The 24191-nt window shown below is 51.3% G+C and carries 16 protein-coding genes; 5 read left to right on the top strand and 11 right to left on the bottom strand.

All coding sequences use genetic code 11. The annotated features are described in order from the left end of the window. Positions 1–276 precede the first annotated feature (276 nt). Complete coding sequence (gene recJ, locus LKK83_RS00115) at positions 277–2682, top strand: single-stranded-DNA-specific exonuclease RecJ (protein ID WP_324628716.1); 2406 nt, start codon at positions 277–279, stop codon at positions 2680–2682. Between the two features lie 23 nt (positions 2683–2705). Here recJ and LKK83_RS00110 read toward each other — a convergent pair whose 3' ends face one another. Together LKK83_RS00110 and LKK83_RS00105 are read right to left on the bottom strand one after the other, a co-directional pair. Continuing rightward, a complete protein-coding gene (locus LKK83_RS00110; RefSeq protein ID WP_324628714.1) occupies positions 2706–3416 on the bottom strand; it encodes a YdcF family protein in 711 nt (236 codons plus the stop codon). Further along, positions 3416–4198, bottom strand: a complete 783-nt coding sequence (locus LKK83_RS00105) for a hypothetical protein (RefSeq protein ID WP_324628713.1) — start codon at positions 4196–4198, stop codon at positions 3416–3418. Before LKK83_RS00105 ends, LKK83_RS00110 begins: the two co-directional genes overlap by 1 nt. A 717-nt stretch (positions 4199–4915) precedes the next feature. On the opposite strand from LKK83_RS00105, the gene ctpB reads away from it, so the two are divergent. Next, a complete protein-coding gene (gene ctpB / locus LKK83_RS00100) occupies positions 4916–6211 on the top strand; it encodes a carboxyl-terminal processing protease CtpB (protein WP_324628712.1) in 1296 nt (431 codons plus the stop codon). An 87-nt stretch (positions 6212–6298) separates the two neighbouring features. Here the strand turns inward: ctpB and LKK83_RS00095 are convergent, their stop codons facing one another. Beyond that, positions 6299–8854: a NosD domain-containing protein gene (locus tag LKK83_RS00095; RefSeq protein WP_324628711.1), complete on the bottom strand. Its 2556-nt coding sequence runs from the start codon at positions 8852–8854 to the stop codon at positions 6299–6301. A 307-nt stretch (positions 8855–9161) separates the two neighbouring features. Then, the gene (locus tag LKK83_RS00090) at positions 9162–14573 is read right to left on the bottom strand and encodes a trifunctional serine/threonine-protein kinase/ATP-binding protein/sensor histidine kinase (protein WP_324628710.1); all 5412 of its coding nucleotides are present in this window, start codon (positions 14571–14573) and stop codon (positions 9162–9164) included. Between LKK83_RS00090 and LKK83_RS00085 the strand changes: the two genes are divergently transcribed. Next, a complete protein-coding gene (locus tag LKK83_RS00085) occupies positions 14572–14703 on the top strand; it encodes a hypothetical protein (protein ID WP_324628709.1) in 132 nt (43 codons plus the stop codon). The two genes, LKK83_RS00090 and LKK83_RS00085, sit on opposite strands and share 2 nt — an antisense overlap. Before the next feature lie 507 nt (positions 14704–15210). Here LKK83_RS00085 and LKK83_RS00080 read toward each other — a convergent pair. From LKK83_RS00080 to LKK83_RS00050, 7 genes are all read right to left on the bottom strand, one after another. Beyond that, positions 15211–15720: a MogA/MoaB family molybdenum cofactor biosynthesis protein gene (locus tag LKK83_RS00080; protein WP_324628708.1), complete on the bottom strand. Its 510-nt coding sequence runs from the start codon at positions 15718–15720 to the stop codon at positions 15211–15213. A gap of 49 nt (positions 15721–15769) precedes the next feature. Next, on the bottom strand, positions 15770–16105 hold the full coding sequence (psb28, locus tag LKK83_RS00075; RefSeq protein ID WP_324628707.1) for a photosystem II reaction center protein Psb28: 336 nt from the start codon (positions 16103–16105) through the stop codon (positions 15770–15772). A gap of 65 nt (positions 16106–16170) precedes the next feature. Further along, the gene (locus tag LKK83_RS00070) at positions 16171–17244 is read right to left on the bottom strand and encodes an LOG family protein (RefSeq protein ID WP_324628705.1); all 1074 of its coding nucleotides are present in this window, start codon (positions 17242–17244) and stop codon (positions 16171–16173) included. Positions 17245–17547: 303 nt separating this feature from the next. Continuing rightward, positions 17548–17877 carry a thioredoxin gene (gene trxA / locus LKK83_RS00065; protein WP_324628704.1) on the bottom strand — a complete coding sequence of 110 codons (330 nt, stop codon included), beginning with the start codon at positions 17875–17877 and terminating at the stop codon, positions 17548–17550. A 354-nt stretch (positions 17878–18231) separates the two neighbouring features. Beyond that, the gene (locus tag LKK83_RS00060; protein WP_324628703.1) at positions 18232–19395 is read right to left on the bottom strand and encodes a GuaB3 family IMP dehydrogenase-related protein; all 1164 of its coding nucleotides are present in this window, start codon (positions 19393–19395) and stop codon (positions 18232–18234) included. A 154-nt stretch (positions 19396–19549) separates the two neighbouring features. After that, positions 19550–20740, bottom strand: a complete 1191-nt coding sequence (locus LKK83_RS00055) for a hypothetical protein (RefSeq protein ID WP_324628702.1) — start codon at positions 20738–20740, stop codon at positions 19550–19552. Positions 20741–20883: 143 nt separating this feature from the next. After that, positions 20884–22641 carry a TonB family protein gene (locus LKK83_RS00050; protein WP_324628701.1) on the bottom strand — a complete coding sequence of 586 codons (1758 nt, stop codon included), beginning with the start codon at positions 22639–22641 and terminating at the stop codon, positions 20884–20886. A gap of 412 nt (positions 22642–23053) precedes the next feature. Between LKK83_RS00050 and LKK83_RS00045 the strand changes: the two genes are divergently transcribed. Beyond that, on the top strand, positions 23054–23704 hold the full coding sequence (locus LKK83_RS00045; protein WP_324628699.1) for a MotA/TolQ/ExbB proton channel family protein: 651 nt from the start codon (positions 23054–23056) through the stop codon (positions 23702–23704). Continuing rightward, complete coding sequence (locus LKK83_RS00040; RefSeq protein ID WP_324628697.1) at positions 23688–24092, top strand: ExbD/TolR family protein; 405 nt, start codon at positions 23688–23690, stop codon at positions 24090–24092. Before LKK83_RS00045 ends, LKK83_RS00040 begins: the two co-directional genes overlap by 17 nt. The last annotated feature ends 99 nt before the right edge of the window (positions 24093–24191 follow it).

The raw sequence follows: 24191 nt of genomic DNA, 5'->3' as shown, positions 1-24191 counted from the left end.
CATTGAATTATAATTAGAAGAATTAGGGTTAAAATTTTAGCAAATTTTCAATCCAGCTCATCACTGACATTAAAATTCCATGATGAATATGTAGGATTGGCATCGGCAACCCTACATAATATTCAGACATTGCAGGTGAAGGGGGGAATTTTGCCAGGGAAAACCGAGATGCTGTAGAATTTGAAAAACCCATTGGGTTGGGGAAAAATGAGTTGACAGCTCGTACTTGCAAGCTGTCAACACTGGGAGAATGACCGAAAAATGGGATAAGAGAAGATGGGTGAGGCGCAGACCGAGTGGCGAATAGAGCAACCCGTGCAACCTCCCGAGTGGTTTTTGGAGGAAGTCCGACGCCATGCACCGGGATTGTCGGGCAACTATGCGGCGATGTTGCTGTGGCAAAGAGGAATTCGCGATCGCCAGGAATTGGTGCAGTTTTTAAATCCCCAAACCTTTCAACCCACCAGTCCGTTTGAATTCCAGGAAATGCACTGGGCGGTGCAACGGTTGGCACAAGCGCGCGCTCGGGGGGAAAAAGTGGCGATTTGGGGGGACTTTGACGCGGATGGCGTCACCGCCACGAGCGTGTTATGGGACGGATTGGGGCAGTTTTTCGATCGCCATACCCATCTAACCTACTTCATCCCCAACCGCCTGACTCAATCCCACGGATTAAACCATGGGGGAATCGACCAATTAGCGAGCAGTGGGACGCGACTCATCGTCACCTGCGACACGGGAAGCACGAATCTCGAGGAAATCGAGTATGCGCGGGAATTGGGTATCGAGACCATCGTCACGGATCACCATACCTTACCGACGATGCGTCCCCCAGTGGTGGCGATTGTCAACCCGCGCCATTTCCCAGAAAACCATCCCCTGGCGACACTTTCCGGGGTTGCGGTTGCCTATAAACTGGTGGAAGCGCTCTATCAAATCATGCCAGAGGTTCCCCAAGAACCGCTAGGGGCGCTGTTAGATTTAGTGGCGATTGGTTTAATTGCCGATTTAGTGGAATTGCGCGGAGAAAGTCGCTATCTGGCGCAGGTGGGTATCGATCGCCTGCATCGGGAGTTTAAAAAACCCGCCACGGACCGGCGGCGTCCGGGGGTGGGAGAACTGTTAGACTTGTGCAAGCGACATGGCGATCGCCCGACGGATATTTCCTTTGGTATCGGTCCGAGGATTAATGCGGTCAGTCGCATTCATGGGGATGCCTCTTTCTGTGTGGAATTGCTCACCACCCGCGATCGTCGGCGCGCCCAAAAACTGGCGTTAGACACCGATTTGGCCAATACGCGCCGTAAATCTGTGCAAAAAGATGTGGCCAAACAAGTCTCTCAAAAATTAGAAGACCTCGACCTTTCCACCACGCGAGTTATCGTCCTCGACGATCCGCAATGGCCCGCCGGGGTTCTGGGATTAGTTGCCGGTCAGGTGGCGCAAGAGTGCGCTTTACCGACGATTTTACTCACGACCGAAGACAGCGTTAAAACCCAAGAAAATGTCAATTCTCCGTTACTCGATCCCCAGGCGCTTGCCCGAGGTTCGGCGCGATCGGTGAATGGTATCGATTTATATGAATTAGTCAAAGAACAGGCGCATTTATTGCACCGATTTGGCGGGCATCCCTTGGCGGCGGGGTTGAGTTTGCCGGTGGAAAATATTCCCTTATTTACTGAGGCGATTAATCGGCATTTGCGCGAGCAACGCTGGCGCAATGGCGATTTAGGGGTACAGGTGGTGCAAGCGGATTTGGTGTGTAAGGTGGCGCAATTGGGAAAACCGTTATTCCAAGAATTGAAATTGCTCGAACCTTGCGGGATGGGGAATCCGGTGCCGAGGATTTTTATTGAAAATTGTCGCTTTCAACATGTTTGGCATCGCAATATTAAGGATTTTAAGGGGGGGAAAGTTCAATATATTAAAACGGAATTTGAAATTGTAGATGATTCTACGGGACGGGGATTTCCGGGAGTGTGGTGGGGACATTATAAAGATGAATTGCCATCGGATGAGTGCGATGCAATTGTGGAGTTGGATTCGAATAGTTACAACAGACGCTATGAAGTGCGGTTGATTGCGGTGCGTCGGGCGGCGGGGTCGGTGGCGGTTTCGGGGGAATGCCCTCTGGAGATTGTGGATTGGCGCGGTGAGGAGTTGTGGGTGGGGGAGGAAAGGGTCGGGGGAGACGAGGTGGATGCGGCGATCGTGTTGTCCGAGTGTCCGAGGAGTTGGGAGGAGTTTCACCAGTGGTTTGGGTTGGCGATGGAGTCGGGGAAGACATTGGCGATCGCTTACTCACCGCCGCCACCCCTAGCACCGCTACAGATTTGGCAGCAGTTGGTGGGGGTGGCAAAATATCTGAGTCGCACGGGTCAGGTGGCGACGCGCCAGCAGTTGCGCGAAAAGGTGGGAGTGAGCGATCGCACCTTGGGGTTGGGATTGCAAACCTTGGAGCATTTGGGGTTTCAAATTACGGCGATCGCCGATGGGGTGCAATGTGTGGCCACGGATGACGGGGGAGACGATCGCGAACTCTCACTTTATCCTTCTGGGGAAATCGCCCAATTTTTTGCGGCGGTACGCGAGGAGCAGTTTCGGCGCGAGTATTTTTACAGCGTGCCTTTGTCTACCCTGCGGGCGATCGCCTATTCCGAGATTCGCGATCGCGCGTCTTAATGGTTTGGGGGAGCGTTTGACGCTCATAAACCGGCTTGATGTTCGCACTGGAATCCTTCTCGTTCCCACTGTTCCATATCTACGGCGGTGAGGGGTTGCACTTGAGTACAGTGGGGAGTATAAAACTGAGCGGCGATCGCCCACAGGGCACTGCGCGTCACATCCACCAGGGTTTTTAACCAAAACTCGCGATTTCCCGGAACTCCCTGTTCCTCGACTAATTCCATTTCCACCCAGATGCCCTTCGCACCTAAGATAATTTGCGCCAGCCATTTGGCGCGGGGTAAGTGCCTGGGAGAGGTAATCACTTTCACATGGCGCGCATCCCACCGCTCCAGGATGGGACAGGCGAATTTAAAATTGCCAAAAGTAGAATCCGCACATTGTTCTAACCAGACGCCCTGCATCGGTGCGTTATCGCGCTCGAAAAGCAGCCACACGCAAGGAGCCTCAGACCCTTGGGAAATCAATATGGGAATTTCGGGATGCTGTTTGGCGAGTTTCGTCACATACATTTCCCGTTTGATGCTACCGCCGAGGACCAAAATGGCATCCACCGGTTGTGCGGCGGCCTGTTGCAGGGTTTTTCTCTGTTGCATTAAAGCAGCGATCGCGCAAAATGTCAACAGTAACGTGACAAAAATTAAAACATTTTTCCTCGTTTTCCGGTGCTTTTTCCGAGTAGGGGAAGACTCACCGGCTAAGTTGGGGGAGTTTTTCTTCTGCTTGGCCATTATTCTCCACTGCTTGGTTCGGGTAAGAAAAAGCGCACCCCTCCGGACTCGGTAATTTGCTTTTCGGCTCCGAGTTTTAACAGTTCTTCCTCCGCGCGCAGTTGGACGCTTTCCGTCATTGCGTTATGATACACCTCGTTCCACGCCCAAAATCGCACCGGGGTGCTGTCGGGGTCGCTGCGGAGAAATTGAGCCATTCGTTGGTAAAGTTCTGCAAGTTCTGCGGCGTCTTCTTCCGGGGTGGCTTTCACCCATTGAGCTGCCATTTCATGGGAATAAATGCTCGCTTCGATATCGCCGAGTAAGAGTAACTCGTCGAGACCTTTGTATCGCCAAACCATATAGGCTTTGGGATCCATTTCTGGCGACAGGGCGGCGGTACCGCGTTCCATGAAGGCGATCCCGGTTTCGGGTTTACCTTGGGTAAAGGAAACGGCGGTGGAAATAAAAGGGTAAACTTCTGCAAAGCGCGGATCGAGCTTCGTAATCAGATCGAAGTAATCGTCGTTGAGATCGTAACCGGTTTGCTCGCGCAGTGGCTCGTCGCCAAAATATTGCACCCATTTTAAGAAAAGCCAGTCGGCGAGTAAGTTATCGAACCCGAAGGTGGGCGATCGCGCCAGCACCTCGAGTTGCAGGGCTTCTTGTTGTTGGGCTTTTTGCGGGTCGAGACTCCCCGATCGCGGGTCGTTCAGGCGCATTTGCTGCAAGGCGATCGCGCCGATGAGCGCCACCAGGGCGATGCTCAGATTGACCCATCCCGGTTTCCCGGTTGCAAACATTGTTTTCGCTTTGGATATCACGGCACCTTGACCTCTGCTGTTGCTGCTGAACTGCGGTTCGTTGGGTTACGCTTTCCCCAAACGGGGGAAAGACACGCTCTCCTGCTGACTCTCTGGTTCGGTGTTGACAACCGTCACCGAAAAAGAGAAGAAATCCGAATCGGAGAGGGTTTGATTTATTAAGTATTGTAGCGATATAATGAAAATAAAGGTGGGCATGAAAAATAGCAGTGCAACTCTAGCCACGCATAACGGGGTCTGGGGTTTTGGGTTCACCTCCGGAAACCGTTTCGAGCCTGGTGAAGTCACTACCATCTAAACGGGCAAGCACATGGAGGGGATTGTTACAAAAATTTATAAAAAGCTGAGATCGTCGCTCAAAGAGATTCCCACTCTTGAGTGTGGCAGATTTAAGAAGATGGCGAGGGGGATGGAGTGTTCTCAAAAGCACTCGGCACTGGGAAGAGAAAACGTTATAAATGGAGGTAGAGGTTTAGGTTGTTTTCTGCGATCGCCCAAAAGAGAAAAACTTGCGTCGCGCCGGGTAAAAAAACCGAGATCGCCCTCAAACCCCTTGTAGAACCCAGGCGAGTCACATGCCGGCTCGACCGAACGAAAGTCCCGGCTGCGCTGTCATCCCGCTGTGAAACGCCGATCGCCGTTTTGCTTTTTTAATTTTCCGTTGCCGTATATCATCCAATCACTGCAAGAATCTAAATGAATTCATACACAAACCGCAACTCTTGGCTGAAAACTGCCCTGTTTGGTGGGGCATGTGCCACCACAGCCATCTTATCCTTATTAGCGCCAATCGGTTCGCGCGCCGTGCGCGCCGAACTCGAAGAGAGTCCGAAAGCGATTGTCGATGAAGTGTGGCAAATTGTGAATCGGGAATATGTGGATGGCAGCTTTAATCAAATGGATTGGCAAGCCACCCGCACCGAACTGCTGAATCGAGACTATACCTCGGCACAGCAAGCGTATGCGGCAGTGCGAACCGCTTTAGCCAAATTAGACGACCCCTACACGCGGTTTTTGGATCCGGATCAGTACGAACAGCTCACCAGTCAAACCTCGGGAGAACTGTCTGGGGTGGGGATTCGTCTGGAACTCAACCCAGAGACGCAAATCATTACGGTGGTCGAACCCCTGGAAAATTCGCCGGCGATCTCGGCAGGGGTGCAAGCAGGAGACCAAATTGTGGCGATTGACAGCCAACCCACGGAAGGGATGAGCGTGGAACAAGCTGCGGATTTAATCCGGGGGGAGGTGGGGACGCAGGTGAGTTTGCGGCTTTACCGCAGCGATCGCGGGGAGTTTGACGTCACCCTGGAACGCGCTCGCATCGAACTGCAAGCGGTTCATTATAAGGTACAGCAGGAAGGCGGGCGAAACGTAGGTTACATTCAGTTGCAGGAGTTCAGTTCTCACGCTGCCGAACAAATGCGCTCGGCGATCGAAGAGTTGAGCGATCGCGATGTGGATGCCTTCGTATTGGATTTGCGCGGCAATCCCGGTGGCTTATTGTATGCCAGTATCGATATCGCTCGCATGTGGATGGATAGCGGTGCGATCGTGCAAACCGTAGACCGCAATGGGGAAAGCCACGATTTCCGCGCCAATCAATCTGCCATCACCAATTTACCCCTGGCGGTCCTGGTGGACGATAACTCTGCAAGCGCGAGCGAAATTTTATCCGGTGCCCTGAAAGATAACGGACGCGCTACGATTATCGGCTCTCAAACCTTCGGCAAAGCACTGGTGCAGTCGGTTCACTCTCTGTCGGATGGGTCGGGTTTGACCGTGACCATCGCCCACTACTATACTCCGAATGGTACGGATATCAGCCATAAAGGAATTACCCCGGATATCGTTATCGATTTGAGTGCTGAGGAAGAACGGCAACTGGCAAGCGATCCCGAGTTGCGCGGCACCCGGGCAGATCCTTGCTATGCTCGAGCGGTGTCTACCCTGATGGCGCAACTCAAACCGGCTCCCCTCGCCACGCAGTAGGGAACTGGCACCTTGGGCGTGCCACGTCATATTTGCAAGTCAAGCAGATGGGTCATGGATCGAGGGATGCATGACCCATTGCTGTGGTTATGAGTCTAAAAATAGCAGATTGCTGTCGGTGAAGTTGCCGATGCCAATATCCACCGCCGCGATCGCATCGGTGGTAAAATCTCCATCTCGATCGAAATACAGCGTCCCGGTATCGCGGGCGTAAGCAACCCTGGCACTGCTGCTGGTTACGGCTAAAACGTTCGCTTCCGTATCGGCGATCGCATTTTCCGTGCCATCCAAACTACTGGTATCTTTGAGTACCACTGGCGTCCCTGCATTCAATCCGCTGAGATTGCCAGTTATCCCGATCGCGTCACCCTCCGGGCCAAAGCTAAAGTCGGAAAGGCGATCGCCACTCACCGCACCAGTCGCGATCGCTGCATAAACCACCGTATCCATTCCTTCTCCACCGGTTAAGGTATCGCTCCCTTGCCCGGGGAGCAACAGGTCATTATTCTCCGTGCCGGTTAAGCTATCATCGCCCATCGAGCCGATAATAATATTCATCGGCGCAGTGGAAAAACTGGCCGATGCGCTCTGAGAAATCGGATCGGTAGCCGACACTTTCAGATCCTCGGTATTGTTGGCAAAGCTATTGTTGCCTACCGAAGCATTCTGCACCTCCGGGGAAATCAAAATGCCGATATCTGAAGCTTCCACCGTATTATTGGCGAGGATAACATCGGCAGATTTTGACTCTAAATTAATCGCGATCGCGCCATTCTCGTAACCGCTTACCTGATTATTCATAATGCTCGAATCGACCATTATTCCGCCAATTCCCGCATCGGAATCGCTGACAGTATTCCCGGCGTTGATGATATTATTGTCCAGGGTAGAACCGGACAGCGACCCCCAAATTCCAAATTCAACTTCATTGAGAATATTGTTGCGAACTGTGGCCTCGGTTGCGTTGTCAAACCAACCTATAATAATGCCGCCGCCGCCTTCAATTAAATTATTTTCCACCAAAGCGCTGGCGGCTTCTTCTAAATTAATGCCATCCATTGCTCCCCACAGACGAACGTTTTGGATGGCGATATTTTCCAGGGGTTCGCTATTGGCGGTGGCCAAAATATCGCTATCGGTTTCAATTCCATCTAGGGTCACGTTGCTGGCGAGAATCTGAATTCCCGACACACCGGATGCAGAATTAATAATCGTTTCATTGGTGCCGCGAGTGGCGTCATTTCCAGGTATTCCGGAATTCGCACCGTTGAGGGTGACGGATTTATTGATTTGCAGGTCTTCTACATAGGTGCCTGGTGCAACGCGCAGAGTATCCCCCGCCACCGCCTCGTCGATCGCCGATTGAATTGAGGTATAAATGCGATAGGTTTCTGTGGTATCGGTATCGGTATCGGTATCGGTAATGGTAATATCCAGGTCAAAATAATCCGCCTGCGTCGCGGCGTTCGGATCGCTGAAGGAAAGTTCACCGGTGGTGGAATCTATGGTGAAGGAATCGGGTAGGAGTTGTCCGGAACTGTCTGCGATCGCGGTAATCTCGTATTCCGTGGTACTGGTGGCCTGTGGGGTCACAACTCCGAGTATTCCCGTTGGGGTGGTATCGTTCACGATCCATACCTGGCGCGGCGGTCTCGTCGGCGTACTGGGGGGGGCTGTAAATGCAATTCCGAGATCGCTGAGAGACAAAGGGGGTTCGATAAATGAAGTGCCAGTGATGAGAATATCTCGACTCACACCTTCTACGATCGCCAAATACTCTTTGGTGCGATCGTCTTGCAGGATCGCGCTTCCTTCATATTCTCCACTCCCGTCAAAAATATTAAAATCTTCAAACCGCAAGTCTTCAATCGATTCGATTAAATCTTCATCGAAGTTAAAATCGGTAATTACATTCGCCTCGGCAATCCGAAACCCCCCCATGCCTCTGGCTAAAATAAATATATCGCTCCCGTCGCCACCACTGAGGGTATCTGCCCCTGCGTCTGGGAATAAAAAATCATCCCCCGCTTCGCCATAAAGCCAATCGTTGCCGTTTCCGCCATACAGGGTATCGTCATCATATCCGCCATAAAACGTATCGTTTCCCCCATCGCCAAAGAGGTGGTCATTTTGTTTATTGCCAAATCCAACGTCGTCGCCTTCCCCGCCATAAACGTAATCTTCGCCCTCGCTTCCCGCGACTAAATCATTCCCTTTGTCGCCAAATACGCTGTCATTTCCCTCGCCGCCATAAACGGAATCTTCGTGTTGACCGCCATGCAAGATATCGTTACCAGAATCACCGAATATTAAGTCATTATCTTGATTGCCAAATAATAAATCATTGCCTTCTGCGCCGATGAGGAAGTCGTTACCTTCGTTACCCCATGCGAAGTCATTCCCTTTGTCGCCAAACAATTGGTCTTTCCCCTCGCCGCCGAAGAGGGAATCGGAATCCTGTCCGCCATACAGGGTGTCGTCTCCTCCATTGCCTTGGATCAGGTCATTTCCTTGATTTCCCTGAAGATTGCCATCTTCATCGAGACTCAGCAGTGTATCGTCTCCGGGAAAACCCAGAAGGGTCTCTGAGTCGGAGCCGGCGATCGCGAAGTCGTTCCCCACCGTGCCAATAGTCAGTCCCATGTTGCCTCCTTGTAACAAATTATGAATATTTTATAGGTTGCCCAAGTTTGGATTTTTTCTTAAATAAGTAATTATACCGAAAAACCCCCCCGCTTGGCTCTGTCAGGAGGCGTAAATTTTCAGTAATTTTCTGCTTGCATTTTAGCTGAATATGTGTTATTATGAAGTAATTTGTTTTAATTGTTGGCAAAAAGAGGCGATCGCGATCGCCCGAGGGCAATCGAACCCCCGGGAAAAGATGCAGCTAGTATAAGAATCGGGCAAGGTAAATTTCAGGCGGTGGCGGGTTGTGCTGTATAACCATCGCTTACAGGGGAATTTCAATGATAAACTCCGACCCGCGATCGGGCGAGGAGATGCAGCGTAATTGTCCCCCATGCTTTGATTCGACAATTTGACGAGAAATCGACAATCCCAATCCCGTGCCTTTTCCGGGGGGTTTGGTGGTAAATAAATGGTCAAAAACGCGATGTTTAATCTCCTCTGGCATCCCCGGACCATTATCGGCAATTCGGATTTGCACGAACTCGCCAGCGGGGTCAACTTTAGTGTAAATCGAGATAATATTTGGATCGCGCTTGATGTCATCAAAAGAACGCTCGCGATTCGCTTCATCCAATGCATCAATGGCATTGGCGAGTAAATTCATAAACGCCTGATTGAGTTGTCCGGGATAGCATTTAACTGAGGGCAATTCGCCATAATGTTTGACAACCTCGATCGCCGGTCGATTGGGATTGGCTTTCAGTCGGTGTTTTAAAATCAGCAAGGTACTGTCGATGCCTTCGTGGATATTGAATTCCACCTTGGTGTCGGTATCGGCGCGGGAAAAGGTTCGCAACGACTGACTCAGCAAGCGGATGCGATCGGTGCCGGTTTTCATGGATGCAATCAATTCTGGCAAGTCTTCGATTAAATACTCCAGGTCGATTGCTTCAGCATGGTGGTTGATTTTTTCGTCCCCATCGGGAAATTGCTGCTGATAAAGGCGCAAGTGTTCGAGCAAATCCTGGATGTATTCATTGGCTAAATTGATATTGCCGGCAATAAAACTCAAGGGGTTATTAATTTCGTGCCCCACGCCAGCGGCGAGTTGACCCAGGCTGGACATTTTTTCGTTTTGCACCAGTTGCAGTTGTGCGTTTTGCAAAGAAGCCAGCAAGTCGGTTTTTTGTTGTACGGAGTGCTGCAAATCCCGATAAAGACGGGCATTTTCTAAAGAAATGGCCGCTTGAGAGGTGAGAATGTGAATCAAGGCGAGGCGATCGCGGGTAAATGCGCCTCGGGTGAGATGATTTTCTAAGTACAAAATGGCGATCGTTTTGCCGCTATTCTGTAGGGGCGCACATAATATGCTTTTCGGCTGATGCTGCATCATATAAGCATCGGCAGCCAAAATCGTCTCGGTGGTGGCATCGTTGAGCAGCAGGGTTTCGCCAGTGCGGGATACATACTCGATCGCGGTGGCGGGAATTTCGTCGCACTCTTGCAGGGGCAGAGATTGCAATACGGAGCATTCTTTCCCATTCACGCCGAAGGCTTCGATCGCGAGAGTATCGCCCTGAGGCAACACCAGCGCACATTTGGTTGCGCCTGCATTCTGCATCGCGATCGTAATTAACTCCGAGAGTAAGCGATCGAGCTGGATTTCCTCAGACAGCGCTTGGGAAGCTTTTATCGCGGTGGAAATATCTAACATCGACGACACACTGGAAGTGGTGGCATCGGTCACGGTTCCGGTGGTCAGATGAGCGCTGAGTGCGGCGATCGTGTTGGTACTGGCACTTTCTGAGGCAGTCAGGGTATTTTTTTGGGCGAGGATCGGCGCGAGTAAGTCGGGGTAGCGGGATTCCAACTGTTCGATTTTGGCGATCGCCCCCCACCGGGCGTAGGCATAGTAGGCATCGGTGAGATACACTCGGGCAATTTTCGCTTTGCCCCATGCCAAATAAAATTTGGCGGCGAGTTCGTTGGCGAGAGCAACTTCGGCAAGGTATTCGTTTTCCTCGGCAAGGAAAATAGCGCGATCGTACATCTGCATCGCCTTTGTCTGTTTCCCCAATACTCGATAGCGTTCTGCTTCGACTAAATAAAACTTATGTCCGTGATTCATCGGGGCGCTATCGGCCCAGAGACTCATTTTTTCCTGATTTTTAGCCACCTTTTGCAGGCGAGTTTCTTGCTGAGGTTGGGGACTGCCCGCCGCGAATTCCAATTGCGCTAAAGAATCGTAAAAATAAAAGAAGGGAACCACCAGCAGCGCCGTTACGCCATCTACATGGCGATCCGCCATTTCTGCATAGACGATCGCCTCGTCAATCTCCCCAAACAAATACGCCAAATAAAGCTTGTGGAAATTAACATAAAACACCGCCGTCTTGTCATTTCCTGCCTCGTGCAACGGCAACATAATTTCTTCGTTGTAAGCACTTCCAGTTAACCGACAGCGATTTTCCGCACGTCCCACCAAATTTAACACCGTTTGGTGATAAATTCGGTTGTAATTGAGAATATTTTCTTGTTCGATTTTCGCGATCGCCTCGCAATACTTGGCCATTTCTGCTTCCACGCGGGGCAGTTGCGCGCTGCTAAAATACAAGTGATACGAATACACGTGAGCCGAAATTGCGGCATATTCTAAATCCCCAGTTTCCAACCCACTGGCATAGGCGTCTAGAAAGGGGGCTAAGGTGTCGCGAATCGACGCTTTCCAATGCCAAATATTGGAGTAAACGACCATCACCACTTTCGATCGCAGGGCTTTCGCATCGAATTTTTCTAACAGGTTTAACGCCAGTTTCCCGAAGTGATAACCCGCTTCGATATCTAAAATGACCCCACACAAAAGTAGTCCGTAACTGGCATAGGCAAAGGCAGATAAGGGCGCATTTCCACCTTCAATCGACAGATTAACTTGTTTTAAGATAATCAGGGGCAATAATTGAGGCGCAACTTGAAAGATAGTGGTAAAAATACTCGCCAAAATCCGCAGTTTTGCCAGTTGATACGGATCGCTCATCTTGGGCAGATGAATGAGTTGTTGGATCTGTTGGGCTTGTTGCCAATGAGATTTGGTCCTGGCAAATTCTTGTTGAATCTCGGCGTAAGTTGGAGATTCGGGAAAGGTAACATCCAGCAGGGTTAGCACTTGCCGTGCGATTTCTAGGGCTTCGAGTTGCTTGCATTGGGCCATGCAAGCGGCGATCGCAATCTCGTAGGTTTTCACTTTATCCAGCAGGGTTTTCGCCTGTTGCAACACCGTGGCGGTTAATTTTTCCTGTTGCACAAAGTTGCCGCTGAGAAAGGCGGTTTCTGCCGCGCGTTCGTGTAGTTCTAACGTCAGTTCGTATTGATGCTGCCAAGGGCGATCGTTCAACAGCTTGATGCCAAAGCTAAAATAAGCAAATGCGGCAGCATAAGCGGTGGATGCCTGAGCTTTTCGTCCGGCGATCGCATTTAAGGCGGCAATTTCTTCTCGTTGGCTGGCATCCTGGATGCTCTCTATGCCATAATTTAATTGATTGACAATTTCAAAAATGTTCTCTTCTAACCGTTCCGGTGGCGTGTTTTGCCACAATCGCTGTCCGATTTTTAAATGGGTGACTTGTTTTTTATCCGGCGGAATCAGAAAATACGCTGCCTGCTGTACGCGATCGTGCAAAAATTTATAATCGGCGGTTTCCGGCGAGTGCTGTAGGCTGGTTTCTGTATCTTCTAGGGTAAAAAATTTATACAGTTCGTTGGTGGGAACCACTAACCCTTCTTGCAATGCACTCCACAAATCAGCCGCCGTTTCGGATCGGGGTTTTTGATAGACGATCGCCAGGGTTTCTAAATCGAAAATATTGCCGATACAGGCAGCAAGTTTGAGAACGGTTTGAGTTTTTTTCGGGAGTTTTCGCAATTGCAGCGCCATGAACTCCACCACATCGTCGGTTAAAGAAAGTGCCTTGACGCCACTGATATCGCACTGCCAAGATCCGCGATCGCTGTTAAAGACAATTAGCCCTTCTTCGTGCAAGCTTTTGAGAAACTGGGCGGCGAAAAAGGGGTTTCCCTGGGTTTTTTGCTGGATTAAGCGGGTCAAGGGAACGGCGCGATCGCCGGGACAAGAAAGGGTATCGGAAACGAACTGATTGAGGGCGGTAAATTCTAATGGTTTCAGAACAATCTGCTCGACATGTGCCTCAGTTTTGCTAATGTTTTCCAGGGTCAGCATCAAGGGATGCGCCGCACTGACTTCGTTATCGCGATACGCGCCGATACAGAGCAGATGTCCGAGTTGCGTGTCGTTCATTAATAACTGAATTAATTTTAATGAGGCGGAATCTGCCCACTGCAAGTCATCGAGGAAAATTACCAGGGGGCGATCGGCACTGGGAAACACGCGGATGAATTTTTGAAAGAGTAAGTTAAAGCGATTTTGAGCCGCTGTAGCATCCAGTTCGGGGACGGGGGGTTGGGTTCCGAGTAACAGTTCGAGTTCGGGAATGGCATCGATGATGACGGCGGCGCGATCGCCTAAAGCGGTGAGGATTTTTGCTTTCCAAGTGGCGATATCGGCGGCACTTTCTCCCAGTAATTGTCGGACTAAATCGGAGAAGGCTTGCACGAAGGCCCGGAAGGGAATATCGCGGTTGAATTGGTCGAATTTTCCTTTGATAAAGTATCCGCGATGTCGGAGAATTGGTTTGTGGACTTGGGCTACTAAGGCGGTTTTTCCGATTCCGGAAAATCCGGAAACCAGCATCATTTCGGAGTCCCCAGTGCTAACGCGATGGAAGGCGGCGAGTAGTTGTTCCACTTCGCGATTTCTGCCATACAGTTTGTCGGGAATGGTGAAGCGATCGCCGATATCTTTTTGGGCGAGGGGAAAGCTGGAAACTTCCCCGCGATCGCGCCATTCGCCCTCGATTTTTTCTAAGTCGGCGCGAATTCCATAGGCACTTTGATAGCGCTCTTCTGGCGTTTTTGCCATCAATTTGAGGATGAGGCGCGAGAGGATTTCGGGAATTTGGGAATTGAGATGATGGGGGGGAATCGGTTCGGTGGCGAGGTGACAGTGGAGGCATTCCATCGGATCGGTGGCGGAAAATGGCAGCTTTCCGGTGAGTAATTCGTAGAATGTCACCCCCAAGGAATAAAAGTCGGTGCGGTAGTCGATTCCTCGGCTGGTTCTGCCGGTTTGTTCCGGGGACATATACGCCAGGGTGCCTTCGAGAATGTTGGGGTTTTTTAGTTCTTGGGTTTCTCGCGGGAGTTGAGATGCGATGCTAAAGTCGATGAGAAAAACTTGTTTGGTGGTGGGGTTGATGAGGATATTTTGCGGTTTGATATCTTTGTGGATAATCCGGTGGCGATGCAGGTCGATCGCGGTGGTGACAATTTGGATGCCGATTGCCAAGAAATCGGCAAGGTTGAGGGGTCGATCGGCGCTATATTTTTTCAGGGAAATGCAGCCTTTATCTTCCAGAACGATCGCATAACTATTGCCATAGGGTTCGAGGGCAATGGGTTTGATAATTCCCGGGGTCTCTAGGGGTTTGGCAATGATGTATTGATTGCGAAACTGCACCAGTTCGCGAAAGCTGGGACATTCTTGGTTGAGAATTTTCAGGATAATCGGTTGGCGATCGCACAGGCGCACTCCGCGATAAACCTGGGTTCGGGTGCCGGCGTAAATTTTTTCGAGAACTGAATAACCTGCAAGTTCTATCATGGTTTTTTTCGTGTTTGACCAACTTTTTCCCGGGATTGTGCCCGAAAAAGCGTCAGCGATCGCTTCGGTGATGGGTCAAGGTTGGCGTTGTAACTCTGCCAGTTTTATCGGCGGATTTGAGAGGAAATAGAGAGAAACTCTCCGAAAATCTTTCCGTCCAGGTTGCCACGATGGGAGCGCTGTTGTTTCGCCACTTCTGACACTTGCCTAACTTCCCTTTATTATGATAGCGTTAATTCACCGCAATGGGATGTTGCGGGTCGGTTTTATAATGAAACGTAATACTTGCGTTGGGGAGATTTTTTAAGATTTTTTAAGATTTGCAATCCCATTGGTCAACTCGTCGATGAAAGAATTATTAGAGACTATTTAGTTAGCGCGATTGTCTCTCAGCGGAAAGTTTAGAGGGGTGGTGGATGCTGGATCCGCAATCCCAAGGTGAATCTGTTCAACGGGTTGCTGTGACGGGGGCTAGCTTGGATTTTTGAGTGACTGAGGGTGTGAAGTTGCGGGAGGAACCGGGGCGATAAAATCCCAGATATCTGAGGGAGGAACCGGGGTTTTTGTGAAGTTTAAAGGAGCGATCGCGAAAATTTCCCCAACCTTAGGTTAAGAAAGAGACACGACAGCCATCGGATTAGGGCTGCTGATGTAATTGTTGGGTGAGATGAATCAGTTCGGGTAAAATGAGCTGTTGCATTGCCAGTTTGACCGCACCGCTAGAACCGGGAATGGAAAACACCAGCTTAGCGCGATAGACGCCAGCGATCGCCCGAGAGGCGATCGCTCGCGAACCGATTTCTTGATAGCTCAAAACGCGAAATATTTCGCCGAAACCGGGGAGGGTTTTTTCCAACAAAGCGGCGATCGCGTCATAGGTGGTATCTCTCGGCGCGATGCCGGTGCCCCCATTTAAGATTATCGCATCCACATCCAACCGCTGACCCAAATTTTGCAATTGGGTTTGAATTAAGCGCGGATCGTCTTTGAGAATGGCGTACTCTACCACCGAGTGACCGGCATCGGCGAGGAATTGCCGAATCAATCCGCCGCTGCGGTCCGTTTCGCGGGTACGAGTATCGCTGAGGGTAATCGCGGCGCAATTCACCGCCTGTGGTTGGGAATCGGGATGGGGAATGGAGGACATGAGAAATTCCGGCGCGATCGCGTGGTCTGGGAAAATGTCACCAACGGGATTAAGCTTTGCTAAAGCCTAAGCCATTTTCTTCGGCATAGCGTTCCATGAAGCGCATAAATCGCTCCCAATCTTCCTGAGATTTCATCACGTGAATCGCTTCGATGCCTTCGGGTTGACCGTTGACAAATTTACCTTTCACATCTCGGCATGCGATTTCGCCTTCTTCATCAACTAAGTACATGCCGGTAATTTCATCGGTGCTGTCCTTGTCCAAAATATTGGGATTTTGGAAGTAAAAGGTGGCGGTACCTTGTTGTCCGTCCCGGGAACGGGTCAAGCGTACTTCTGGGACGATATCTTCCTTAATCCCTCTTGAAAATTGAATTTCTGCCATGCTCGTGTAAAGTTTTATCACCTACAATTGACAATTGTCTCATTTTTTGTCTCATCTAGAGCAATTTACTTGCGTTCTGGATGAGCCGACTCCTCACTGGTGCGATCGCCGAGTTCGTTAATGCGGGCAATCAGTTCGTACATGCGTCCGGCGTCGCGCCGATTAAAGTAAAAAATCAGACGGGGTAGGTGGAAGGTTTCATCCATTGTTTCTTCCGGTAACGCCTGACTCTTTTGTATGGTTCCCCGAACCAAGATGTCGCTAAACTCTTGATTGAGAATGTCTACAGCGGCGTCCGACAGCTCCGACTTGAGGCGGATGACGAAGATATCGCGGACATAGCGACTGGAGTGGTAGATGCGATAGAAACTGCGAATTGCTTCGATCGCGACCTCTACGTTATCGGTAATGGTGTAGATACTGCAATCGCGATCGCCGATCAAGCCCCGGGAGAGCAGATGCTTGCGGATGTAGGCATCCCAGTCTTTCCAGTAGTCGCCGCCCGGGCGGTCGATCAGCAGCACCGGGCATGGGCCAAAGCGTCCGGTTTGACCGAGGGTCAAGCATTCAAAGGCTTCGTCTTGGGTGCCGAAACCGCCGGGGAATAGGGCGATCGCGTCACTTTCGCGCAAGAAAAATAACTTGCGGGTAAAGAAATATTTGAATTCGACCAGTTTATTTTCCGCGTCGATAAAGGGATTGGCGTCTTGCTCGAAGGGGAGTTGTATGTTTAACCCCAAAGAGCGATCGGCACCGGCTCCTTTATTTCCCGCTTCCATGATGCCACCCCCCGCACCGGTCATCACCATAAATCCCTGCTGCACCACATGGCGGGCGAAATCTACGGCGATGCCATACTCGGGGGACTCCGGGGAAATCCGGGCAGAACCGAAGATGGAAATTTTGCGGATATGGCGATAGGGATAAAACATCTGGAATGCGCCTTCCATGTCTTGCAAGGCAGCACTCAGAATTTTCCAGTCGAGTCGTTCTACTTGTTCGTCCGCGAGGCGAACCACGGTTCCGAGCGATCGCTCGATCCATTTTCTAAATTTTAAGTTTGGCAGGTCGTCAATTAATTCGTTGACTTGTAAGCGCAAACTATCCAAAGCGTCCAAAGAATTAGAAGGTGGAGCCATAAAACTATCAGAGGCTACAGTTTGATTCTACCCAAAAGCGATCCCCACTGGTTTAACAACAAGTTAACGGCGATCGGCCTCGCAAAAATACCCGTCCTAGCGGTGGGCTAGGGCGGGAAATCTGTTTGGCATTAAATTGCTACCGCTCGTTTGTACGAGGCGATCGCCCATGCGAATCGCTGCACTCGAAAGGGGGTGTCGGATTTTCCAGCCCCGCGCCGATGCTATCTCAAACAACACTGAGGCAAAACCGACTCGAGTGAAGGATCCTTCGGTTCGGGGGAGTCGGCATCTGGGACGAACTTACTTTTCTATATATTTTTCTAAGGTATTGGCTAACGTGGTTTTGGGCACTGCACCCACTACCATATCCACCCGTTGTCCGCCCTTGAAAATCATCAGAGTCGGAATGCTTCTTATTCCATATTGACTAGCGACGTTTGGGTTCTCGTCCGTATTGACTTTGACGACCTTGATCTGACCATCGTACTGCTGAGCGATTTCATCGACCACTGGGGCGACCATTCGGCAAGGACCGCACCAGGGTGCCCAAAAATCAACGAGAACGGGGACTTCGCTCTCGAGAACTTCTTGCTTAAAAGTCGAGTCTGTAACTTGAGCGGCTGCTGACATGCCTGCTATTCCTTTTCTAGACGGTTTATCACAGAGTAATTTTACCATCCCCGCAACCATCCCAGGTTTCCTAGCCGCCTGATTTGTTTCTCCAACGGTGAAGAACTCTACGGCGAGCTGCTAGGATTACTACGGTGATGAATCAGGGGGGCAGTGTTTAGTGTAGCCCTATTTTAGCGCGAGAGGTAAGGAAGCAGAGAAAAAACCGCCCGAACAAAAATAGTCCGGGCGGAGTGTGGTGTGAGGAGTGAACGGAAACATGCGTCTCCGCTATATTCTATTGTAAGCGACAGATCGCTGTCGTGTGGGGAAAATGGCCGAAATTTTTGACCTTTTCCGTCAAAATAAGTATTTTTACTTACCCATCCCCAGTTGTTGCGCCTTTTGATAAACCTTCCCTTCACTCAACAAAGAGGGAGCAATCACCACTTCCACTTGCTGCATTTCTTTCAAGTTTTTTGCGCCTAGGGTGCCCATGCTGGTTTGCAGCGCCCCGCGCAGGTTGTGGGTGCCATCATCGAGGGCTGCCGGACCGCGCAGAATTTGTTCCACAGTGCCGGTGGTGCCGACGCGAATCCGGGTACCGCGCGGCAAAACCGGACTCGGAGTGGCCATTCCCCAGTGAAAACCGCGTCCGGGAGCTTCTGCAGCCCGGGCGAAGGGGGATCCGATCATCACCCCATCGGCTCCGCAAGCAATACATTTGCAAATATCGCCGCCGGTAATCAATCCGCCATCGGCAATCACCGACACGTATTTTCCGCTTTCGCGGTAGAAATCTTCCCGGGCGGCGGCACAGTCTGCCACTGCTGTTGCTTGGGGGACGCCGACACCCAACACGCCACGGGAGGTGCAAGCGGCACCCGGACCAATGCCGACGAGAATTGCTGCCGCTCCGGCTTTCATTAAGTTGAGCGCCACTTCGTAGGTGACGCAATTTCCCAGCACCACCGGACAAGGCATTTCTTCGCAAAATTGCCCTAAGTCCAGGGGGGTGAAGCTTTCCGGGGACAGGTGCGCGGTGGAAACCACGGTGGCTTGGACGAATACCACATCGGCTCCGGCTTTCGCCAAGGTGGAACCATGCTGAGCGGCTCCTTGGGGGGTGGCGCTCACGGCGGCGATCCCGCCTTGGCTTTTGATTTCCTGAATCCGTTTCTCGATTAATTCCGGCTGCACCGGTTTGGCATACAGTTCCTGCATTAAGGTGACAAATTCATCTTTGCCTACCGAGGCGATGCGATCGAGAATTGGATTGGGATCCTCATAGCGGGTTTGAATGCCTTCTAGGTTCAAAACGCCCATTGCCCCAAGTTGAGACAGGAGAACCGCCATGCGAACATCGACTACGCCATCCATCGCGCTGGCGATAATCGGAATTTCTCTCTCGATGCCGCCAATGGTCCAACGGGTATCCGCTAGAGATGGATCTAAGGTTCTCGTGCCAGGAACTAGCGCAATTTCGTCTATTCCATATGCCCTGCGAGCTGTTTTGCCCCGCCCAATTTGAATATCCACTGCTTCTATTCGTTCCCAAAACTATTTATGCTAGGCTACCAAATTTACAGCAAAATTGCTTGGACGCAAGGGACGAATTTTAAGCATCGGCTTGGGTCAGGCAGTCTGCCACGCCCAGGAGAGTGGCGCTGTCGGGGGGATAAAGCAATCGGGGCTATTTTTGCAGTTTGCCGTTTTCCCACTCGCCTTCGATGCGGGTGCCGTCGGCATAGATGTAAATCCCTTGCCCGTGTTTTTCCCCGTCGAGAAATTCGCCTTCGTAAGTGTCGCCGTTGGCATAGACGCAGGTTCCGCTGCCATTAAATTTCCCCTCGGAAAATTCGCCTTCACAGCGATCGCCGTTGGCAAAGCTGTAGGTTCCTTCGCCACTAAACTGCCCTTGGCGAAATTCTCCTCGATACCGATTCCCATTGGCAAAGCTGTAGGTTCCTTCGCCACTAAACTGCCCCTCGACAAACTCTCCTTCGTACTGATTGCCGTTCTCAAAGCTTAAAATTCCCTCGCCGTGGGGTTTGCCGTTTTGAAATTCGCCTTCATATCGCTTGCCATTGGCTTCTTCTCGGATGCCTTGTCCGTGAAACTGCCCCGCCTGAAATTCTCCTTGGTATTCTCCACCGTCGGCAAAGGTGAAATTTCCGCGCCCGTGGGGTTTGCCTTCCCGGAATTCGCCTTCGTAGCGATCGCCGTTGGCATACTCGCGCACTCCTTGTCCGTGAAATTGACCCTGGCGAAATTCTCCTTCGTATTGCCCGCCTTCGGCAAAACTGTAGACTCCTTGTCCTTCGGGTTGGTTGTTGTGTAGTTCTCCTTCATAGCGGTTGCCGTTGGCATATTCGCAGGTGCCTTCTGCGCTGAGTTTGCCGTCGGCGATCGCCCCGGTGCAGCGGTTTCCATTGGCAAAGGTAAAGGTGCCGCGATCGCTGGGGGACCCTTCTACAAATTCTCCCTCGTATTGCATCCCATTGGCGACGCTATAAATGCCGGTGCCGTGAAATTTGCCGTTTTGAAATTCGCCTTCGTAGCGGTTGCCATTGGCAAATTCACGCACTCCTTGTCCGTGAAATTGACCGTTGACAAATTCTCCTTCGTATTGTCCCCCTTCGGCAAAGGTGTAAGTTCCTCTTCCGTGGGGTTGTCCGTCTTTGAATTCTCCTTGATAGCGATCGCCGTTGGCATAGTCGCAAACCGCTTCGCCGTTGATTTTGCCGTCGCTGAGTTCCCCTTCGCAACGACCTCCATCGGGTAATGTAACCACTGAGGCACGCCCAACGCCACACAGGGCGATCGGTACTAAACTCAATGCCACTAATAAAGACAGTGAAACTTTCTGGATCGAACGCAGCATGGTGCAATTTAAGCGCGAAACAACAGAATGGAAAATTAATTTGCCTGAGTAGGGTGGCCAACTCCTTGCCCACCCTACTTGTGGGTGGGAAGGCGGAGTTTTGGGAGGGGGGTTTCCCCCAGGAGGGAACGAGTCGAAACCCATCAAGAGTCCTCTAGGCGAAATGGAATCGAAATCAGCCGACCTTGCTCTCCGCTGTCTGAGGATTCAAATTTCCAACTCCAGGCTTTTTCTTTTGCGGACTCATCTAATACGTCGTAACCGCTGGAATTCACCACTTGCACGGCGGTGACGTTGCCCTGGGGGTCGATATTGACGCTGAGCAATACTTGCCCTTCCCATCCGCGATCGCGGGCAATTCTCGGGTAGCTGGGTTTTCCACATTGGCGACATCCCACGCCACCGGAACCACTGGGGGAACCACTGGGGGAACCGCTTGCTCTGGGTTCCTCGGGCAGGGGGTCCATGACGCCGGCACCGGGTCGCATCGGTTCTGCTGCACTCGCCCCCATGTCGCTACTCCAAGTCTCGGGAGAATTGCTGGGGATGTCGCTGGCGGTTCCCGGGGCGTTGCCACCGGTCATATCCTGGAAAAAGTCATCTCCGGTACTTCCACTTTCGGGTGCGCGACGAGTGGCGGGGGCGGTGGCTAGGGGTGCGGGACTGGGTTGGGAATCGCTTTCTACTGGGGCGTTTAAGGGGGAATTGTCCGGTGCATTCCAACTGGATGAGGGGTTCGGGTTGCTCTCCTCAACCGTTGGGGTGGGGTCAGCGGTGGAGAAATCTTCCAGCAGATTGGCGTCGGAGGAGTCGGTTTCGGGGAGATTGCTGGCAACCGGGGAACGATTTTCGGCGGGTTCTGGCAAGGGTTCTGGTGGACTCATGGGTTCGCCGATCGCCGGCTCGGTTGCCGGAAATGGATTCTCTTGGCTCTGGGGTTGCTCCTCGGGCGGGGTTGGCGCTTCTTCTGTCAAGGGAAATTCGCTCAACTCGTCTGAGGTTTCGGCGAGGCGATCGGGCACCTCGCTGACCACCGGCGGATCCGGAAGCCGTTCTGACACCGGAAACTCTGCAGGGGTTTGAAAATCTTCCATATCGGCGCGATCGCTAATTCGGGAATTATATCCGGGATCGTATGGCTCCCCGGCAGACAGGGGCGGCACCTGCTGCTCCGGTAATGGTGCCGGCGTTGCCAGGGGCGCGGGAGACTCCTGCGGCGCTAAGGGTTCGGCGTTTGATTCCACCGGCTGTTCTTGCGGTTCGAGCAATGAAGCGGTGTTCATGGTGTCGGGTGATTCCAATGGTTCCGGGGCGGGCGCTTCCATTGTCGGCGGTTCCACAAACGGTTCCGGTTCCGGAGCGGGCGCTTCCATTGCCGGCGGTTCCACAAATGGTTCCGGTTCCGGTGCGGGCGCTTCCATTGTCGGTGGTTCCACAAATGGTTCCGGGGCTGGGGTTTCCATCACTTCCGGTTCCGGTTCTGGTTCCGGGGCTGGGGTTTCCATCACTTCCGGTTCCGGTTCTGGTTCGGGAGTTTCCATCACTTCCGGTTCCGGTTCTGGTTCGGGAGTTTCCATCACTTCCGGTTCCGGTTCTGGTTCGGGAGTTTCCATCACTTCCGGTTCTGGTTCTGGTTCGGGAGTTTCCATCACTTCCGGTTCTGGTTCTGGTTCGGGAGTTTCCATCACTTCCGGTTCCGGTTCTGGTTCGGGTTCCTCAAGCACAATAAATTCAATCGGCTCCTCGGCGATATCGGAGGATTGATTTTCGATTAATGCGATCGCGAATGGCACTACGGCGAGATGTAGCAGTGCCGAACCGCACAGACTCCCGACGATAAACCGTTTGAGTGCCTGTTCTTGTTCCGATCGCCGTGCCGCAGAAACCGTTGAAAAACTCATGCTTGTCGGATCTCCTTCGCAAAACAAATGCCTGGGTTCACCACTCACCCAAAGATGGCCAAGGATGATATTATAAGTTCTTTACCATTATTGAGATTAATTAGCAATAAATTTGGGCATCAATTTCCAAAAATTTGCAAAAATTCATCTTTTGCCCGGTTCCCCCAGGTTCGGGAATAGATACATATTGAGAGGGTTTTGTCAAGCTCTTGGGAGAGATTTATGAAGAAAAGCGCGATCGGCTAGGGTGGTTGCTGGAGAATCGCCTCTGGGAGCGGGTTTCATGTGAGATTTGGAAAAATGCTTGACAAAGTGTTGCAATTGGGCTTAGGCTTTTTGAGAAAGTTTATCAAGTGGTACGGGAGCGGCGAGGTTGTGTTTTGCTGGCTCCAGGCACGAGAAAGAGAGGTCCATGAGTGATTTAATTGTTGCAGGGGGGTTAGTTGCGTGGCCCTTGCTGCTCGCTTCGATCGTTTCCCTGGCGCTGATAGCGGAGCGCCTGTTCTTTTGGTTTCGGATCCATCGACGCCAGCGCCGCATGGTGCGAGAGGTGTTGCAATATTATTGCAAAGACCCGAATTTGGCTTACCGAAAGTTAGAGATGAATGGAGATTTACCGATCGCGAGAATTTTTTTAGAGGCGATCGCCTTAGAGGATCCGACCCCGGAAGAATTTCGCTTAGCCTTAGAAAGTGCGGCGCAGGCAGAAATTCCGGTGTTCAAACGATTTAACACCGTCTTCGAGACCATTATCAACGTTGCGCCGTTGTTGGGATTGCTGGGCACGATTTTAGGATTGATTCAATCGTTTTCTTCCCTAAAATTAGGCGATGTGGGAGGAAGCAGCACCACTGGAGTCACGGGAGGGATTAGCGAAGCACTCGTTTCCACGGTGATGGGGTTAGTGGTGGCGATTACGAGCTTATTATTTGCCAACACATTTCGCGGGTTTTACTTGCGCGAAATTGGATTAATTCAGGAAGTGGGAGGTCAACTGGAATTAATCTATCGCCATCGGTACGAAAAACAGCGAGGAGAAGAACAGTATGCGTCTACCCGATGAACCGGAAACTCAAGCGCAAATTAACATTGTGCCGATGATTGACGTCATTTTTAGTATTTTGGCGTTTTTCATTATTTCCTCTTTGTTTTTGTCGAAATCAGAAGGCTTGCCGGTGAATTTGCCCCAAGCTTCTACGGCGAAAGTGCAAACTGAGGCGAAAAAGCTGACGATTTCGATAGATGAGAAAGGAAATGTGATGCTCGATGAGGAAGTGATGGAGTTGGAAGCGTTAGAAAAAGCCGTGCGCGATCGCATCGAGTCAGAATCGATTTCGGTAGTGGTGTTAAAGGCGGATAAAACGGTGGATCATGGGGAAGTGGTGGAGGTGATGGACCGGGTGCGGCGAATTGAGGGAGCAAAATTGGCGATCGCGGCGGAAAAACCTTAGTCATTGGCATTGGTTATTGGTCATTTGTTGTTGGAGGAAAAAGCTTTGGTAGGGTGCGTTACCCCCGCCCACGGATTATGCAATTTGACCCGGAATTAA

It is taken from the genome of Phormidium sp. CCY1219 (assembly GCF_035615515.1).
Classification (GTDB): domain Bacteria; phylum Cyanobacteriota; class Cyanobacteriia; order Cyanobacteriales; family Laspinemataceae; genus CCY1219.
The sequence above is the reverse complement of the archived record's forward strand: the minus strand, read 5'-3'. Positions and strand labels throughout refer to the sequence as shown.